This is a genomic window from Glaciimonas sp. PAMC28666 (genome assembly GCF_016917355.1).
GTDB lineage: Bacteria > Pseudomonadota > Gammaproteobacteria > Burkholderiales > Burkholderiaceae_D > Glaciimonas.
In genome coordinates this window covers 2,325,414-2,340,520 of the sequence record NZ_CP070304.1, presented here as the reverse complement: position 1 = coordinate 2,340,520, position 15,107 = coordinate 2,325,414, and the positions used below count along the sequence as shown (strand labels likewise).

Genomic DNA, 15,107 nt, shown 5'->3' with positions numbered 1-15,107 from the left:
TACCCCTTATTTCTTGCCACGGCGCGAGACAATCATTGAAGTAGTACGCTTGTTACGGCGTGTCTTCTTCCCTTTTGTCTGTTGACCCCATGGCGAAACTGGATGACGACCAGCTGCGGTTTTACCTTCACCACCACCGTGAGGATGGTCGACCGGATTCATAACCACACCGCGAACGGTAGGACGAACACCACGCCAACGCATCGCACCCGCTTTACCAATCTTACGAAGGCTATGTTCTGCATTGCCGACTTCGCCTACCGTTGCACGACATTCAATGTGCACACGACGGACTTCACCAGAACGCAAACGCACCTGAGCGTAGATTCCTTCGCGTGCCATCAACACAACGCCAGCACCAGCAGTACGCGCCATTTGAGCGCCTTTACCTGGAAGCATTTCAACGCAATGCATGATGGTACCAACCGGAATGTTACGGATTGGGAGGCAGTTACCAGACTTGATCGTCGCTTGCGAACCATTCATTACCTGGTCGCCGACTGCCATGCCTTTAGCTGCAATGATGTAATGACGCTCACCATCTGCATAGCACAACAACGCGATATTCGCAGTGCGGTTTGGATCGTATTCGATACGTTCCACTTTCGCTGGAATACCATCTTTGTTACGCTTAAAGTCAATAACGCGATAGTGCTGCTTATGACCACCACCGATATGACGGGTAGTGATATGACCGTTGTTGTTACGACCCGCTGTTTTCGATTTCTTTTCGATCAGGGCAGCAAATGGACGGCCTTTGTATAGGTCGGGATTAACGACCTTAACCATTCCACGGCGACCCGGCGAGGTCGGTTTAACTTTAACGAGTGCCATTATTTAGCCTCCTCGGTGAAGTTGATCTCTTGACCCGGTTTCAAACAAACAAATGCACGACGAGTATGATTACGTCGGCCATTGGATTTGCCGGAGCGCTTTTGCTTACCAATGCGGTTGGCGACTTGCACCGACTCAACCTGCACTTTGAAAAGCAATTCGACAGCAGCCTTCACTTCCAGTTTGGTAGCGTCTGGTGCGATACGGAAAACGACTTGCTCGTTTTTTTCCGCAACAAACGTTGCCTTTTCGGAAATAACTGGCGCTAGCAGCACTTTCATCAAGCGCTCTTCGCTATGTTTTAATGCGTTCATGCCAGCATCTCCTCAATCTTGGCCAATGCCAACTTGGTGATCAAGATCTTCTTGTAGAACACCAGAGAAACTGGATCAGCATGACGTGGCTCACATACCAGTACGCCTGGCAGGTTACGCGCCGCTAATAGCAGGTTTTCTTCCAGGTTGTCAGTAATGATCAACACGGAATCCAGACCCATATCTTTTAGCTTTTGCGACAAAAGCTTAGTCTTTGGTGCTTCTACCGAGAAGTTCTCGACAACCGACAGACGACCTTCGCGTGCTAACTGAGACAGAATCGAGCAGATACCTGCGCGATACATCTTCTTGTTAACTTTATGCGTGAAATTTTCGTCAGGCGAGTTCGGGAAAATACGACCACCGCCACGCCACAAAGGTGATGACGACATACCAGCACGAGCGCGGCCCGTACCTTTTTGACGCCAAGGCTTTTTGGTTGTGTGATGAACTTCTTCACGATCTTTTTGCTTACGGTTACCGCTGCGAGCGTTAGCCTGATAAGCGACGACGACTTGGTGAATTAGCGCCTCATTGTAGTCACGACCGAATATAGTATCCGGAGCGGCAACATTTGAAGCAGCTTGTCCTTGGTCATTCAGGAGCTTGAGTTCCATGAATTAGGCTCCCTTCTTTGCTTTGACTTTAACAGCAGGCATCACGACAACTTGACCGTTCTTCGCACCTGGAACCGCACCTTTAACCATCAACAGTTGGCGCTCAGCGTCAACACGTGCGATTTCAAGATTTTGCGTGGTTACAGTAACGTCACCCATGTGACCGGTCATACGCTTACCAGGGAAAACACGACCTGGATCCTGCGCCATACCGATGGAACCCGGAACATTATGTGAACGGGAGTTACCGTGGGTAGCACGACCGGATGAGAAGTTGTAACGCTTGATAACACCAGCGTAACCCTTACCGATTGAAGTACCCTGCACATCGACTTTTTGCCCGGCTTCGAACAAACTGGCAGCGATAACGTCGCCGGCAGTCAATTCAGATGCTTTAGCAGAATCGATACGGAATTCTCTTAGGATGGTACCAGCTTCTACGCCAGCTTTGGCATAGTGACCGGCTGCAGCTTTATTCACGCGTGAAGCGCGACGCTGACCGAATGCTACTTGAACAGCGGTATAACCGTCTGTTTCAGGCGTTTTGATTTGAGTCACACGGTTGTTCGATACGTCCACAACGGTAACAGGAATTGATTCCCCATCATCCGTAAAGATGCGCATCATACCAACCTTGCGACCAACAAGGCCTAGGCTCATTGTTTTCTCCATTCCCGCCTACGATTGGGCGGGGCTGATGTTGTACTACTAAATACGTGTGATTGTGGAATCCACGACCACACCGAAGCCAACTAGTATATCCGGGATAAATTTAATTTGCAACACCAAGTTGATCATGGTATGTGCAGGAGTTATCCCGTTAAATCTTTTTTACAACAGTTGCACCGCAACTGTTGTAAATCAGGAATTACTGCAGTTTGATTTCTACATCAACGCCAGCTGGCAAGTCCAGCTTCATCAATGCATCAACAGTTTTGTCTGTAGGATCAACGATGTCCATCAAACGTTGGTGCGTACGGATTTCAAACTGATCGCGTGAAGTTTTGTTGACGTGCGGCGAACGCAAAACGTCAAAACGCTGAATACGTGTTGGCAAAGGTACTGGACCCTTAACAACTGCACCAGTGCGCTTTGCTGTATCGACGATTTCTTGTGCCGACTGATCGATCAAACGATAGTCAAATGCTTTCAGACGAATCCGGATTTTTTGATTTGGAGCAGACATGATTTTCCTTTAAAGAACGACCCTTGAATGAATAGCCATCCAAGGTATATTTAACAACCTGTCCGGCCTACAACGCACCGGACAAATACACCAACTTATTGTGGATCTGGCAGGATCTTGGCAACAACACCGGCGCCAACTGTACGACCACCTTCACGAATAGCGAAGCGCAAGCCTTCTTCCATCGCGATTGGGTTAATCAACATCACAGTGATGGAGACGTTATCGCCTGGCATGACCATTTCTTTACCTTCTGGCAAAGCGATCGAACCGGTAACGTCTGTAGTACGGAAATAGAACTGTGGACGATAGTTGTTGAAGAACGGAGTATGACGACCGCCTTCATCTTTCGACAACACATAGATCTCACCAGTGAAATGCTTGTGTGGCTTGATCGAACCTGGCTTTGCCAGAACTTGACCGCGCTCTACGTCTTCACGCTTGGTACCGCGCAACAACACACCAACGTTATCGCCAGCTTGACCTTGGTCCAGCAGCTTACGGAACATTTCAACACCAGTACAAGTCGTCTTTTGTGTGTCGCGGATGCCGATGATTTCCAGCTCTTCGCCAACTTTCACAATACCGCGCTCAATACGGCCAGTTACAACAGTACCGCGACCCGAGATCGAGAATACATCTTCCACTGGCAGCAAGAAGGCACCGTCAACTGCGCGCTCCGGGGTTGGAATGTAGCTATCCAACGCATCGGCCAGTTTCATGATCGCTTCTTCGCCCAACGGACCTGTGTCGCCTTCCAGTGCCAGCTTCGCTGAACCCTGGATGATCGGCAGATCGTCGCCTGGGAAATCGTACTTGCTCAATAACTCACGCACTTCCATTTCAACCAGCTCGAGCAACTCAGCGTCGTCGACCATGTCTACTTTGTTCAAAAATACGATCACGTATGGCACACCAACTTGACGCGCCAACAGGATGTGCTCACGCGTTTGTGGCATTGGACCATCAGCAGCCGAACATACCAAAATCGCACCATCCATCTGAGCAGCACCAGTAATCATGTTTTTAACATAATCAGCATGGCCTGGGCAGTCAACGTGCGCGTAATGGCGATTCGCTGTTTCGTATTCTACGTGCGAAGTATTAATAGTAATACCACGTGCGCGCTCTTCAGGAGCCGAGTCAATCGTGCTGAAATCGCGCATGTCGCCGCCGAATTTCTTGGTCAGCACTTTTGAAATTGCTGCAGTCAGGGTGGTTTTACCATGATCAACGTGACCAATCGTACCGACGTTGACGTGCGGCTTGGTCCGTTCGAATTTACTTTTTGCCATTTTATTCTTCCTTCAAAAGAGCGATTATTCAATGAAATACTGAAATTTGTCAGGCACATGCCTGCCTCTTCCGAGGCAGGCAAAATGCCGTATCTTACTTATTGATTACTTAGTCTTCGATGTCACGATTGCGTCGATGATGTTCTTCGGCGCTTCGGAGTAATGCTTGAATTCCATCGAATAAGTTGCACGGCCTTGAGTGGCCGAACGCAACGAAGTCGAGTAACCGAACATTTCCGACAATGGCACTTCAGCTTTGATGATTTTGCCGCCACCGCCAGCAATTTCATCCATACCTTGCACCATACCGCGACGTGACGACAAATCGCCCATCACTGTACCGGCGTAGTCTTCTGGCGTCTCAACTTCAACGGCCATCATCGGCTCCAGAATGACTGGGCTGGCCTTACGGCAGCCGTCTTTAAACGCCATCGAAGCAGCCATACGGAAGGCGTTTTCGTTGGAGTCAACATCATGGTAAGAACCGAAGAACAGTGTGACTTTAACGTCAACAACCGGGTAACCGGCCAATACACCTGAAGTTAATGTTTCACGAACACCCTTTTCAACTGCAGGAATGTATTCGCGCGGAACAGTACCGCCTTTAATAGCGTCGACGAACTCAAAGCCCTTACCTGGCGCTTGCGGCTCAATCTTCAGAACTACGTGACCATATTGACCACGACCACCGGATTGCTTAACGAACTTGCCTTCGATTTCTTCGCAAGTCTTGCGAATCGTTTCACGATACGCAACTTGTGGCTTACCAACGGTCGCTTCGACGTTAAATTCACGGCGCATACGATCGACAATAATATCCAAATGCAACTCGCCCATACCGGCGATGATGGTTTGACCCGATTCTTCGTCAGTACGTACGCGGAACGATGGATCTTCAGCGGCCAGGCGATTCAATGCCAGACCCATTTTTTCCTGATCTTGCTTAGTCTTCGGCTCAACAGCTTGCGAAATAACTGGCTCAGGGAAAATCATACGCTCAAGCACAACAATCGCTTTGTCGTCGCACAATGTATCACCAGTTGTCGTGTCTTTCAGACCAACGACCGCTGCGATATCACCAGCCAGCATTTCTTTAATTTCTTCGCGCTGATTTGCGTGCATCTGAACGATACGGCCGATACGCTCTTTTTTCTCTTTTACAGAGTTATAAACGGTGTCGCCCGAATTCAAAGTACCTGAATAGCAGCGGATAAAGCACAATTGTCCAACAAACGGATCTGTTGCAATTTTGAACGCCAACGCTGAAAATTTCTCAGTGTCTTCTGCTTTACGCACTACTGGCTCGTTGTCTTCATCCATACCTGGAACAGGTGGGATATCGACTGGCGATGGCAAGTATTCGATCACGCCGTCCAACATTGCCTGCACACCCTTGTTTTTAAAGGCTGTACCGCACATCATTGGCACGATTTCACTAGCGATAGTACGCTGGCGAATCGCAGCTTTGATTTCTTCTTCTGTCAGATCACCTTCGTCGAGGTACTTGTTCATCAGTTCTTCTGATGCTTCAGCAGCCGCTTCGACCATGTTCTCGCGCCATTTTTTGGCTTCTGCCAGCAGATTTTCAGGAATATCACGGTAGTCGAACTTCATACCCTGAGTTGAATCATCCCAATAGATCGCTTGCATTTTGACCAGATCGATCACGCCTTCAAAATTTTCCTCAGCACCGATAGGTACTTGCATAGGAATTGGATTGGCCTTCAGACGCGCGCGCATCTGCTCGTAAACTTTGAAAAAGTTTGCGCCGGTACGATCCATTTTGTTGACAAATGCCAAGCGTGGCACTTTGTACTTGTTGGCTTGACGCCATACTGTTTCAGATTGCGGCTGAACGCCACCAACTGCGCAGTACACCATGCAAGCGCCATCCAATACGCGCATCGAACGCTCAACTTCAATAGTGAAGTCGACGTGACCCGGAGTATCAATGATGTTGATGTGGTGTGGAGGGAAATTGCCCGCCATACCTTTCCAGAAACAGGTGGTAGCAGCGGAAGTAATCGTGATACCGCGCTCTTGCTCTTGCTCCATCCAGTCCATGGTGGCGGCGCCATCATGCACTTCACCAATCTTGTGGTTCACACCGGTGTAAAACAATACACGTTCAGTGGTTGTGGTCTTACCAGCATCAATATGAGCGGAAATACCGATATTGCGATAGCGCTCAATGGGGGTCTTGCGAGCCATGATTTATTCCTAAGTCTTTTAATGCACGAAACCGAGCGCTATTTTTCAATGAAAATATGCGCTCGGCTCGAACAAATTTCAGATGCGAACAGCGGTCTCGATCTCGGAGACAGCCATCCAGTCTATTAGAAGCGGAAGTGCGAGAACGCCTTGTTCGCTTCTGCCATACGGTGTACTTCATCGCGCTTTTTCATTGCACCGCCGCGACCTTCTGCAGCTTCGAGCAATTCACCGCCGAGGCGTTGTGGCATCGATTTTTCGCTGCGCTTGTTAGCTGCTTCACGCAACCAACGCATCGACAAAGCCATACGACGGATCGGGCGAACTTCTACTGGCACCTGGTAGTTTGCACCACCAACGCGACGCGATTTAACTTCAACCAGCGGCTTGCAGTTGCCAATAGCCAATGCAAACACTTCCAGCGGATCTTTACCGGATTTAGTCTGGATGTGCTCAAAAGCACCGTAAATAATGTTTTCAGCTACCGATTTTTTACCGGAAAGCATCAAGACGTTGACGAATTTCGCAACATCAATGTTACCGAATTTAGGATCCGGCAATATGTCCCGCTTGGGAACTTCACGACGACGTGGCATTTCGATTCCTTTCAATCTTCAGTTGAGTGTGTGGAGCTCTGCTCCTGCACCCTCGCGGACAGCCATCATAGCTACCCACTTACTCGGCCCATTGGGGACCGACACCTGTTTCATCTGGCTTGCGCCTGACGAAAAATTATTTCTTTGTAGCTTTAGCGCGCTTGGTACCGTACTTCGAACGCGATTGCTTACGATCCTTGACGCCTTGAGTATCCAATGCACCGCGAACCATGTGGTAACGCACACCCGGCAAATCTTTTACACGGCCGCCGCGTAACAACACGACACTATGCTCTTGCAGGTTATGGCCTTCACCGCCGATGTACGAAATAACTTCGAAACCGTTGGTCAAGCGTACCTTGGCAACTTTACGCAGAGCCGAGTTTGGCTTCTTTGGAGTTGTCGTATAAACACGGGTACATACTCCGCGTTTTTGTGGGCTGTTTTCCAGCGCCGGCGATTTGCTTTTTACAACAGCAGATACGCGTGGCTGGCGAATCAATTGATTGATGGTTGGCATCGTTTTTTATCCAACAAAATTACGACGTTAATAACAACAATCCCGAAATCGGTTGTCCGGGATTGGACAGATACTTGCACGAAAATCCCGCGCAGTTCGATTTGGCAATAAAGGAGAAACGCACGGCAGTAAGCCTAAGCACACTAAAGAACGTTCGAAACCAGTAAAACTTAGAATCGAGAACCCGCGAGTATATCGGCATGATGCGATCCGGTCAAGTCATTATTAGCCCATAACCGAGGCGCGTGAGCACCGCGCTGCTATCGGACGGCTTGCACGTTCGTCAAAAATACCAGATACTAAAAAAGTCCCTTAAAAAGAGGGGAACGGGTTTGACGACCTGACATATCCAATGCGCACAAACCGCCCAATGCGGTTTTTTTACGTGCGTGCAGCCTTGTTGCGCCTTTTTTTGGGAGGCAATAGGGGGGAGGCTTCGGCCTGCCGATTTGTTGGATGTCGGTTCGTCAACCCTTCTATTTGCCGCCCACCCCGTTTGACGACGGGAAGCGGATCGAACACCATCCAAGAAGGACACAATGTCTATACAGACTCAAGCCAACCCCGAGAAAAATATCGATATCGTCGATAATCTTACACTGCTACATAGCCGTATCTCTGCGATCCTCGCCACCCTGTCTTCTGCGCTTGACAGCGAACGCGACCAACTCCCCGCCACTACCGTGCAAGAAGTCCTTGAGGCGGCGCAAGCCTTGCTGAAGGACGCCCAGGGTGAAGTCAAGGCACTCGATGTGAACGCGGCCGCGTTTAGTTAAAGGTGCATGGAACGCCAGCCCGCGCCGGCGTTCCATGCTTGCGAAAACAGGCCCTTCACCACTCGAACCACGTTGCGGCCAGCACGAGAAATATTAACGCGAAATAGTTTATATCTTTAGTCCGTGCAAGTCAGCGGGGTTACGGGATAATACCTTTTCTCTTTTTTTCGTCATCACAATGTCACAGTTGCTGCATCGCAATAATCTGTTTGTATTAATCACCTATTTCATCCTGTCATTGGTGCCATTCGCGCCGTGGCTCTTTGGTCAGGTCGTGGACCGTCCCGGTCGTATCGTTGCGATCGAATTTATTGCGTGGGTGACGGTGTGGGCGTTAGCGAAACGTCCCGCGCTGTTTCACTGGTTATTACTACCTGCGTTTATCGCGTTACCGGTCGAGCTTTACCTGCGCAAGTTTTATGGACAGGGAATCTCTACCCATCACCTGGGTATCATTGCCGAAACGACGCCCGCCGAAGCGATCGAATTTCTGGGTAATAAAATCTGGCTGCTGGCGTTTTTGGTGGTCTTCATTCTGTTGTGGTGGGCCTTAAGCTGGGTTGCAGCATGGCGAACCCGCGATTTGGACTGGCACGGGCGCTCACGATGGGTATGTTGCTTGTTGGCGGTGGCTGCATTTAGCATTTGGTTGTACGGCGATCAGGTCGGGATTAAGCCCTCTCCTTTCGCATCGCTCATGTTGTCTCAGCCGTTGCATAAAAGCCCGCCGGCGTCCGTGAACGCTGCGGCGAAATCGGCACCCCTTCCAGCAGCGAGCGCCGGGCATTCGACTAACCTTGCTGTGACGCCGAAGCCGGCAGCATTGGCATCTGCAGCGGGGGCACCGCATAAGTGCTGCATGCTTCCGAGCTGGGCGAGCGTGCCATTTCAGCCTGAACCATTTGGGGCAACCTGGCCGTTTGGTCTGGCTGTGCGTGGGTATGATTTCTGGAAGGAGCACAAGTATCTGGAAGATCTGCAGCGTAAGAATCGCAATTTTGCGTTTGGTGCGCATCAGGTCAGTCAACAGGAAACCCCGCAGATTGTGGTCATGGTGATCGGTGAGTCGTCACGTTATGACCGCTGGAGCCTGAACGGCTACGCCCGCGAGACTAATCCATTATTGAAACAGGAACCGAACCTTGTCAGCTTTTCTGACGTACTCACCGGGGTCGCCGCGACACGCTTGTCGGTTCCTGTGATGATCTCGCGTAAGCCGATCCTGCAAAGCCTGCGTGCGGGGTTTTCGGAGAAGTCCTTCATCACCGCGTATAAGGAAGCTGGCTTCAAGACCTATTGGATTTCTAACCAAATGTCCTTCGGCAAATTCGATACGCCAATTTCGGTGTTTGCCAATGAGGCGGACGTCACACAATTCATTAATCTCGGGGGATTTACTGACACCTCCAGCTTCGACCAGGCGCTGCTTTCGCCTTTGCAGTCCGCAATCCATGATCCCCATCCGAAGAAGTTAATTGTCTTGCATACGCTGGGCAGTCACTGGAACTATAGCCATCGATACCCGAAGGAATTCGATCAATGGCAACCGTCACTGTTCGGCGTGTCGAATCCTGCTTACACCAATCTGGCGAACAAACCGGCCCTAAATAACAGTTATGACAGCTCGGTTCTCTACACAGACTGGTTTTTGGAGCAAGTTATCAAAACGCTCAAATCAACCAATGCGCTAACCGCGATGATGTATTTCTCGGACCATGGAGAGACGTTATATGACGGCAGTTGCAAGATCGCGTTCCACGGCCACAATACCCAGTTCGAGTTCCATATTCCTGGTTTAATGTGGTATTCCGACCTCTACAAGGCGGCGTATCCAGAAAAAGTGGAACAGTTGATCCGGCATAAGCGTGCTCGCATCAACACCGAAAATGTGTTTCATTCACTATTGGATTTGTCGGATATTCGTTACCCGGATGAGCATCTGGAGAGGAGCTTCTTAAGTAGCAAGTTGCGTCCCCAGAAGCGCTATGTGGATAGTTATGGTTGGTCTGATTACGACAATTCGACCTTTAAAGGCGACTGCAGGGAAGTCAAAGATAACAGTAAGCCATTGGTGCAATTGAAAGACTAAAGAGCAGGCGTTATCCGGTTTGGAGCTTCTGATCCTTGTTGATGAATGGAAATGTAAGGCGATCCTATACGCCTACTAAGCCTGCTGCTTCTACTGCTCCTCCTGCGACGTGAAGGCCGAACGCTCCAAATGACCATTCGGCCCAATACCGCTAGATGCACCGTTTGGTGCGCACAAATAAAAACGGCACCGGAGAAATTCTCCGGTGCCGTTTTTTATGGGGACAACGCTAAGGTATTAAGCTTCGCCGTCAGTCGTTCCCTGTGTTTCTGCTGCGTGTACTTCTGCTTCGGCTTGAAGGTTACGCGCCTGTTGCTCAGATTGCAGCAACGCAGTGCGCTCTTCCGCTTCCCACGTGTCTTTTTCCTTGCGTGCACGGTGGAAAGCCAGACCCGTACCAGCCGGGATCAGACGACCAACGATGACGTTTTCTTTCAGACCACGCAGACCATCGCGTTTGCCCATGATCGCCGCTTCGGTCAGGACACGTGTTGTCTCCTGGAACGATGCAGCAGAAATGAACGAGTCAGTCGACAACGATGCCTTGGTAATACCCAGCAATACGTTTTCGTAAGTCGCTGGAATCTTGCCTGCAGCTGTAACGCGGTCGTTTTCATCGAGCAACTCTGAACGCTCAACTTGTTCACCAGTGATGTAATTTGCATCACCAGCATCAACGATCTGAACCCGACGCAGCATCTGACGGACGATCACTTCAATGTGCTTGTCATTGATCTTCACACCCTGCAGACGATACACGTCCTGTACTTCGTCAACGATGTAACGTGCCAACGCTTCGATACCCAACAGGCGCAGAATGTCTTGTGGATCGGCTGGACCGTCAACAATCATTTCACCCTTGTTCACCACTTGACCGTCATGGACCAGCACTTGTTTGTCCTTGGTAATCAGGAACTCATGCTTGTTGCCATCCATGTCTGTGATTTCCAGACGTTGCTTACCTTTGGTTTCCTTACCGAATGCAACGGTACCGGTTACCTCAGCCAACATACCGGCGTCTTTCGGTGAACGCGCTTCAAACAACTCAGCAACACGCGGCAAACCACCGGTAATGTCACGTGTTTTTTGCGATTCAGTCGGAATACGTGCCAGTACTTCACCAACGTGTACTTGCTGACCGTCTTTCACGGTAATCAACGCGCCAACCTGGAAACCAATCGTCACAGCGTGTTCGGTGCCGGAGATCTTCACTTCTTGTTCTTGTTCGTTCAACAATTTAACTTGCGGACGAACGGTTTTTGTCACAGAGCCGCGACGTTTAGCATCGATAACAACCAATGTTGACAGACCGGTTACTTCATCGATCTGACGTGCAACGGTCGAACCTTCTTCAACGTTTTCAAACTTCACAGTACCGGTGTACTCGGTAATGATCGGACGTGTCAGCGGATCCCATGTTGCCAATGTTGCGCCGGCCTTGATTGTCATGCCGTCGTTGACGATCATGGTTGCGCCGTAAGGCACTTTATGACGCTCACGCTCACGACCATGGTCATCAGTAATCAGCACTTCGCCCGAACGGGAAATAACGATCAACTCGTTCTTACCGTTGGTGACGTAACGCATGGTTGCTGTAAAGCGCACAATACCGTTCGACTTGGCTTCAACGCTTGACGCCACTGCGGCACGGGATGCTGCACCACCAATGTGGAACGTACGCATGGTCAGCTGTGTACCCGGCTCACCAATCGACTGCGCCGCGATCACACCGACTGCTTCGCCGGCATTGACCAACGAACCGCGACCCAGATCACGACCGTAACATTGTGCGCACAGGCCATAGCGTGTGTCACATGTCAGCGGTGTACGGACCTTGACTTCGTCGATACCGAGACGTTCGATCTCTTCGACGGAATCTTCGTCCAGCAATGTGCCGGATTCGTACAATGTTGCTTGCGTTTCAGGATTGACGATGTCGTTTGCAGCAACACGACCAAGAATACGGTCGCGCAACGCTTCGATGACTTCACCACCTTCAACCATTGCCTTCATGACCGCACCGTTCGATGTGCCGCAATCATCTTCGATCACAACCAGATCTTGGGTAACGTCAACCAGACGACGTGTCAGGTAACCTGAATTCGCTGTCTTCAATGCCGTATCGGCCAGACCTTTACGCGCACCGTGGGTGGAAATAAAGTACTGCAAAACGTTCAGACCTTCGCGGAAGTTCGCGGTGATCGGCGTTTCAATAATCGAACCATCCGGTTTCGCCATCAGACCACGCATACCGGCCAACTGACGAATCTGTGCTGCAGAACCACGCGCACCGGAGTCGGCCATCATGTAAATGGCGTTGAACGATTCTTGTGTGCCTTTGGTGCCGTCGCGGCGAACCACGTCTTCAACCTTCAGCTGTTCCATCATGGCCTTGCCGACGTCATCACCGGCCTTGCCCCAGATATCAACCACTTTGTTATAACGTTCGCCAGCAGTCACCAAACCGGACGAATATTGCTGTTCGATCTGTTTAACTTCTTGCTCTGCGGTGGCGATCAGTGTGACTTTTTGCGGCGGTACCAACATATCGTCAACGCAGATCGAGATACCGGCACGGGTCGCCAAACGGAAACCTGACTGCATCAATTGATCGGCGAAAACAACGGTCGCACGCAAACCACACTTACGGAACGAAGTGTTGATCAGCTTTGAAATTTCTTTCTTCTTCAACGCACGGTTCAGTACGGTGAATGGCAGACCCTTAGGCAGAATCTCTGACAGGATCGCACGGCCAACGGTGGTTTCGTACCGCTTGATGGTCTTGACGAACTCACCGGTTACCAGATCCTTCGGATATTCAGTAATACGCACGGTGACACGGGTTGTCAGTTCGACTTCCTTGTTGTCATACGCACGGATCGCTTCTGAAACGTCCGGGAACATCATGCCTTCGTTCTTACCGTTGATCTGTTCGCGAGTAGCGTAGTACAGACCCAACACGATATCTTGCGAAGGAACGATCGATGGCTCGCCGTTCGATGGGAACAAAATGTTGTTCGACGCCAGCATCAGCGTACGCGCTTCCATCTGCGCTTCGATCGACAGTGGAACGTGGACCGCCATTTGGTCACCGTCAAAGTCGGCGTTAAATGCGGCGCAGACCAGCGGATGCAACTGAATCGCTTTACCTTCGATCAGGACCGGCTCAAACGCCTGGATACCTAAACGATGCAATGTCGGTGCACGGTTCAACATGACCGGATGTTCACGGATCACTTCTTCCAGAATGTCCCACACCACAGAAGTTTGATTTTCAACTTCCTTTTTTGCTGCTTTGATGGTGCTGGCGATACCCATTACTTCAAGCTTGTTGAAAATGAACGGCTTGAATAATTCCAAGGCCATCAATTTCGGCAAGCCGCACTGATGCAATTTCAGTTGTGGACCAACCACAATCACCGAACGACCAGAGTAATCGACGCGCTTACCCAACAAGTTTTGACGGAAACGACCGCCCTTACCCTTAATCATTTCAGCCAATGACTTCAATGGACGCTTGTTGGCGCCAGTCATTGCCTTACCGCGACGACCGTTATCCAGCAACGAATCGACCGCTTCCTGCAACATCCGCTTTTCATTACGCGTAATGATTTCCGGCGCGCGCAATTCCATCAGGCGCTTCAGACGATTATTACGGTTAATGACGCGACGATACAGGTCGTTCAGATCCGATGTGGCGAAACGACCACCATCCAGCGGTACCAGCGGACGCAATTCCGGCGGCAACACTGGCAACACTTCCATGATCATCCAGTCCGGCTTGATACCCGAACGCTGGAACGCTTCCAGCACTTTTAGACGTTTGGAGTATTTCTTGATTTTGGCTTCCGACTTGGAATCTTTCAAGTCCTGGCGCAAAGTCTCGGCTTCGCGGTCGATATCAATTGCACGCAGCAGTTCACGGATACCTTCGGCACCCATGAATGCGGTGAAATCGTCGCCGTATTCTTCGTATTTGGCTGCGAAGTCGTCTTCCGACATGATCTGGCAACGCTTTAACGGCGTCATGCCTGGATCAGTGATAACGTACGCTTCAAAATACAACACGCGTTCGATGTCCCGCAATGTCATGTCGAGGACCATACCCAGACGTGACGGCAGCGATTTCAGGAACCAGATATGTGCGGTTGGCGATGCCAGTTCAATGTGGCCCATGCGCTCACGACGCACTTTTGCCAGCGTGACTTCAACGCCACACTTTTCGCAGATAACACCGCGATGCTTCAGACGCTTGTACTTGCCGCACAGGCATTCGTAGTCTTTGATCGGGCCAAAAATCTTGGCGCAAAACAGACCGTCGCGCTCAGGCTTGAAGGTACGATAGTTGATGGTTTCTGGCTTTTTTACTTCACCATAAGACCATGAACGGATTTTATCTGGTGACGCAAGACCAATTTTGATCGCGTCGAACTGTTCATTTTGCTGAACTTGCTTGAATAAATCGAGCAGTGCTTTCATGTATCACTCCAGGTTGGCGTGAAAAAACTAAATTCTTTTGTTAGTGCGGTGGGCCGTTCCTCTCATTATTCACAAATAAGGGACAACTTTCACCGACCTTTTAGCTGCTGGCTGAATCAGTTGTGGGACAGTGTCATTTGGCACCTTTCGGAGCCGCATACCCTGTCCCACAATGGACCACAATCGTGGA

Annotated in this window: 12 protein-coding genes; 2 read left to right on the top strand and 10 right to left on the bottom strand. The window is 50.2% G+C overall.

All coding sequences use genetic code 11. From position 1 onward, the window contains the following. Positions 1-6 precede the first annotated feature (6 nt). From rplB to rpsL, 9 genes are all read right to left on the bottom strand, one after another. The gene (rplB, locus tag JQN73_RS09940; protein ID WP_108441489.1) at positions 7-834 is read right to left on the bottom strand and encodes a 50S ribosomal protein L2; all 828 of its coding nucleotides are present in this window, start codon (positions 832-834) and stop codon (positions 7-9) included. Beyond that, positions 834-1,148 (bottom strand): 50S ribosomal protein L23, encoded by a 315-nt coding sequence (gene rplW, locus JQN73_RS09935; protein ID WP_168054172.1) that lies wholly within the window; start codon positions 1,146-1,148, stop codon positions 834-836. The genes rplB and rplW overlap by 1 nt, the downstream gene beginning before the upstream one ends. After that, positions 1,145-1,765 carry a 50S ribosomal protein L4 gene (gene rplD, locus JQN73_RS09930; protein WP_168054174.1) on the bottom strand — a complete coding sequence of 207 codons (621 nt, stop codon included), beginning with the start codon at positions 1,763-1,765 and terminating at the stop codon, positions 1,145-1,147. The genes rplW and rplD overlap by 4 nt, the downstream gene beginning before the upstream one ends. A gap of 3 nt (positions 1,766-1,768) precedes the next feature. Further along, the gene (gene rplC, locus JQN73_RS09925) at positions 1,769-2,437 is read right to left on the bottom strand and encodes a 50S ribosomal protein L3 (protein ID WP_240162494.1); all 669 of its coding nucleotides are present in this window, start codon (positions 2,435-2,437) and stop codon (positions 1,769-1,771) included. A gap of 196 nt (positions 2,438-2,633) precedes the next feature. Next, positions 2,634-2,951, bottom strand: a complete 318-nt coding sequence (gene rpsJ, locus JQN73_RS09920; RefSeq protein ID WP_108441493.1) for a 30S ribosomal protein S10 — start codon at positions 2,949-2,951, stop codon at positions 2,634-2,636. 95 nt (positions 2,952-3,046) lie between these two features. Next, positions 3,047-4,246 (bottom strand): elongation factor Tu, encoded by a 1,200-nt coding sequence (gene tuf, locus JQN73_RS09915; protein WP_205322864.1) that lies wholly within the window; start codon positions 4,244-4,246, stop codon positions 3,047-3,049. Between the two features lie 105 nt (positions 4,247-4,351). Further along, on the bottom strand, positions 4,352-6,457 hold the full coding sequence (gene fusA, locus JQN73_RS09910) for an elongation factor G (RefSeq protein ID WP_205322874.1): 2,106 nt from the start codon (positions 6,455-6,457) through the stop codon (positions 4,352-4,354). 125 nt (positions 6,458-6,582) lie between these two features. Further along, the gene (rpsG, locus tag JQN73_RS09905) at positions 6,583-7,053 is read right to left on the bottom strand and encodes a 30S ribosomal protein S7 (RefSeq protein WP_108441496.1); all 471 of its coding nucleotides are present in this window, start codon (positions 7,051-7,053) and stop codon (positions 6,583-6,585) included. Positions 7,054-7,189: 136 nt separating this feature from the next. After that, complete coding sequence (gene rpsL / locus JQN73_RS09900; RefSeq protein ID WP_205322873.1) at positions 7,190-7,573, bottom strand: 30S ribosomal protein S12; 384 nt, start codon at positions 7,571-7,573, stop codon at positions 7,190-7,192. A gap of 539 nt (positions 7,574-8,112) precedes the next feature. Here rpsL and JQN73_RS09895 point away from each other — a divergent pair. Further along, the gene (locus JQN73_RS09895; RefSeq protein ID WP_205322872.1) at positions 8,113-8,349 is read left to right on the top strand and encodes a hypothetical protein; all 237 of its coding nucleotides are present in this window, start codon (positions 8,113-8,115) and stop codon (positions 8,347-8,349) included. A 178-nt stretch (positions 8,350-8,527) separates the two neighbouring features. Beyond that, positions 8,528-10,438 carry a phosphoethanolamine transferase gene (locus JQN73_RS09890; protein WP_205322871.1) on the top strand — a complete coding sequence of 637 codons (1,911 nt, stop codon included), beginning with the start codon at positions 8,528-8,530 and terminating at the stop codon, positions 10,436-10,438. Between the two features lie 237 nt (positions 10,439-10,675). On the opposite strand, the gene rpoC is transcribed toward JQN73_RS09890, so the two are convergent. Further along, on the bottom strand, positions 10,676-14,917 hold the full coding sequence (rpoC, locus tag JQN73_RS09885; RefSeq protein WP_205322870.1) for a DNA-directed RNA polymerase subunit beta': 4,242 nt from the start codon (positions 14,915-14,917) through the stop codon (positions 10,676-10,678). Positions 14,918-15,107 lie beyond the last annotated feature (190 nt).